Annotated in this window: 2 protein-coding genes; both read right to left on the bottom strand. The window is 47.5% G+C overall.

From position 1 onward, the window contains the following. The coding region (locus tag J7I42_RS32840) for an AMP-binding protein (RefSeq protein WP_209144370.1) at positions 1 to 1,769 on the bottom strand (1,769 nt) is incomplete at its 3' end. 63 nt (positions 1,770 to 1,832) lie between these two features. After that, positions 1,833 to 4,171 (bottom strand): condensation domain-containing protein (locus J7I42_RS32835; protein ID WP_209144369.1); only part of this gene is annotated, 2,339 nt, incomplete at its 5' end.

The following is a 4,171-nucleotide window of genomic DNA, read 5'->3' as shown; positions in this document are numbered from 1 at the left end:
TCTTCATCTACTATATAGATACGAACATTATCCAGCGGACGGCCGATGCGCACAATTCCATTTTCTCCTATCGGATCTGATGTCAATACCGCCGATACCGTATTCTCGGTAGGGCCATAGGCATTGATCACCCTGATGCCCTGTTGCTGCAATTCCAGCGTTACGCTTTTATTTAATGCTTCACCCGCTGAGATGATCGTTTGTATTGTGCCCAGCCGGTCTTTCATGGCAGCCTGGTACGAAGGCGGCAGGGTAATTAAGGCTACCTGGTATTGTTGAAGCATGTCACTTAAGGCCTCGCTGTTCAAGAGCAGTGCTGCCTCGCTTAGTATCAGATGTCCACCATGACAAAGCGTGCAGAAGATCTCATGACAGGAAGCGTCAAAACCAAAGGAAGCAAACTGAAATACGGCCATGCCAGCCAGCAGGTTGAGCGGGGCCTGCTGGTTATAAACGAGATTGCTTACACTACGGTGCTCTATCATTACCCCTTTGGGCCGGCCGGTGGACCCGGATGTAAAGATCACATACGCGAGTTGTGTGGCCTCAATTACCACACCGGTAGCAGCAACCGGCCAGGCATTCAGGGCGTTGCTGTCACCATCCAGTTCTATCACCTGTAGGCTAACATCACTCACGGTCAGCAGCTCTTTACGGGCACGGCTGCTGACGGCTATTGAAGGTTGGATATCATTTATTATTTGTTGGATCCTTCCCGGGGGATATGTGGTGTCTACGGGCACATAGGCCCCGCCACTTTTGAGGATGCCCAGCAGACCCACGATCATCTCAATTCCGCGGTCAACACAAATGGGTACGAGTGTTTCTTTTTGTACCCCCCTGGCTACGAGGCAATGTGCCAGGCGGTTGCTGCGCTCATCCAGCTCGCGGTAACTCACCTGGCGGCCATTGAACGACAAAGCGGTTGCACCCGGTCTTTCCAGTACCTGGTCCCGGAACAGGTCCAGCACGGTCCTTTCAAGGGGATAATGGACCGCTTTACCCTGGAAGCTTTGTAACAGTTGCTGGTCGGGACCATTGCTGATAGAAAGATCACCAATGACAACGGCCAAATTGTTTATACTGGTTTCAATAATATATTCGAGGTGTCTGCACACTTCATGTGCAGATACCAGCAAACCCGGTCTGGAAACTACCATCAGAACAATTTCCTGCTGATTCATGACCATGTCGAATTGCAGCAATGGACCGGTAGAAAGCTTTTCCATTTTCTGCTGGAAGCGGCTGCAAGAGATGAGCGTGTGACAGCTCTCTTGTACCTCGCCGAGCCCAAGCGCAGCATATACATCCCTGAGCGGATAATGCTGGTGTTCAATGGTGCTTAAAATGTCTTTCTTAACCCGTACCAAAATATCCCTGAACCTGTCTTGCTTGTCAATACTGATCACAAGCGGCAACAGACTATTGTATTCATAAGCATGCGGGGCCAGTTCTTCATTGAACAATGGTACAGCCACCTCCACGTATTGGCTGCGTGTATATTTATGGATGAGCACAAAATAAGCGGCAATGATATACATGTAAACCGACAGCTCATTGCCCTTGCATACCGTCATCAATTGCTGGTATACCTGGGTTTTGAACCTAAACGATAAGGTCTGTTCACTTCCGTTTATTCTGTTGCGGTCAAACAGCAATGCAGGTGTTTCACCCGTAAAGGCCTGCAAATACTGCATCCAATACTTTTTACTATTGATAAATGCATTGCTTGACAGCAAAAACTGTTCATCTACGGAATTGCTTTTCATAATATGAGCTTTAGAAAAACCGTCTTTATGTTAGAAGAAAAGAGCGCGTACCGGCCATTGTGTTTACACTGAAGCAGGCGATCCAAAATCGAAGAGATCGTCCTGTACCTCAAATAAGGTGCTGGTCAGTGTGGGTGCGCTGGTAGTAAAATCGAGGTCCTTTAATTTTATAATCTCTGGCTTTGTTATTTGCATCAACACCTGCTCAAAATGCTGTATGATGCTTTTTATATGGGTTGCATCGAGCAGATCGGTATTATACTTGAACTGAATACTTAGACCGGCATCCGACAAGACTGTCAGACTTAAAGGATAATTATCGTGTTCATGCATGCGCAGGTCACTCACTTTTAGCGTATGCTGATTTGTAAGATCAGGATTGACCGGGAAATTCTGGAAAGTGAGGGTGCTGTCGAAGAGCTCTCCCTTAACCGGCGTCCATGACCTGATCTCGTTTAGTGCACTGTATTCATAATCCCGGCTTTCCAATTGTTCCTGCTGTAAGCTATGCAGCCATGGGACCAGTTCCTCCTCTTCATTCCAGTGCGAGCGCAACGGTATCATATTGATATACATGCCTACCCGGTCATCTATATGGTTCAGTTGTGCAGGGCGGCCTGATACTACTATGCCATAAGCAATGGTGTCTTTTCTGGTATACCGATGTAGCAGGTAGGCCCAAACTCCCTGCATCAGGGTATTCATTGTTAAGCGTTCCTTCCTGATAAATTCGGTGATCCGTTCGGTGGTGTCCTTACCAACAGTAAGCATGTCACGTGCATAGGAGCCCAATCCTTTATTTCTTTCTGCTGCCGCTTCAAAAAAAGGCAACAGGGTTTCCCGTTCCACACCATGCAGGTAAGTTCGCCAGTAAACCTCTTCTTCAAACCGGTCCTTGCCCGCGATATACCTGATATAATCTTCATACCGATCTTCCTGTGGTATTGCAGGAGACTGACCTTGTAGCAGACTTTCGTATGCTGCCATGAATTCTTTCATGACCACTGAGACCGACCAGCCGTCGAGCAGAATATGATGGAAGGTCCAGATCATATGCCAGGTGTTATCAGCTAACTGTAACAAACTGATGCGCATGGGAACACCTTCCTTGAAAGAGAATCCGCGACGGCGGTCCTGTTGTTCGTATTCATCCACCAGCTGCCATTGTTCCTGTTCGCTGCTGTTACGGAAATCTACTGTTGTTATAGATAGTTGTACATCCTGAAACACCGCCTGCACTGGAACAGTAAAGGCATCGTAATAATAACAGCTTCTTAAAATGCTATGGCGTCGGCAGATCTGCTGCCAGGTTTTATCAAAGATCTCCCTGTTTACTTTCTGTAATATACAGGTCAGCTGATTTACATAAATGCCTTCCTGTGCTGCATATAGTGAATGGAATAACATGCCCTTTTGTAAACCACTGAGCGGGTACAGGGCTTCTATTTGCCGTTTTCTTGGAAGCCCATTCTCTTCCTCTTGCATAAAGCGGCGTAATTCAGTATAACTGACGCCGGATTGTATATAATGGTCCCATGGTGTTGTGATCGTTTCTTCTGCAGGCACCGATGCGCAATGATCAACCAGGTATTGCAGATCATCTATGAAAGACTGTGCCAGTTGCTGTACGGTTGAATCTTCGTAATGCAGCTGGCTGTAACTCCATTGTATGTGCAGTTCTCCCTGGTAGATCATGCTGTTGATCACTATTGGGGGAGTAATGATGTTCTCGTCACTGGCTGAACTGCCATGTGCCTCACTGGCACTGCTGAACCAGTTGCTGCTGCGGGTGATGTTATCTAGCTGACCAAGGTAGTTGAAGGCTACCTGCCAGTTGTCAGCTGCCTGTAATGCAGCGGTCTTATTGAGGTATTTGAGTACGCCATATCCAATTCCTTTATCGGGTACCTGGCGCAGCTGCTCCTTGATGCTCATCAGCCATTCGGATGCCTCGTCCTGAGCTGGTGCCTGTAGTAATAATGGATGCAGGGTGGTAAACCAGCCGGTGGTGCGGCTGAGGTCTGTTTTATCATTGATGACTTCTCTGCCATGGCCTTCCATGCCTATCAATATTTGCTGTTGCTTCGACCATTTTGACAAGGTCCTGGTAAGGGCGCTGAGCAACACGTCATTGATCTCTGTTCGATAAACCCGTGGTACTGTCTGTAGCAATTGACGGGTATGCTGTTCATCGAGTGCTATGCCATAGCTGCGGATATCTTTTTTTCGGATGATGCCGCTGTGTGGTTTATCTACTGGTAATAAGCTGCTGATATTCCTGGTTGCTTCCCAGTAGGGTTGTTGTGATAATAACCGGCGGCTTTTGCCGTATTGGTGTAGCGCCTCATACCATTGACGGTAGGAGCTGCTTTTGGGTCCAATAGCTAATTGTTTGCCATCCC

Origin of the sequence: Niastella soli, from assembly GCF_017742245.1 — a bacterium.
GTDB lineage: Bacteria > Bacteroidota > Bacteroidia > Chitinophagales > Chitinophagaceae > Niastella > Niastella soli.
The sequence above is the reverse complement of the archived record's forward strand: the minus strand, read 5'-3'. Positions and strand labels throughout refer to the sequence as shown.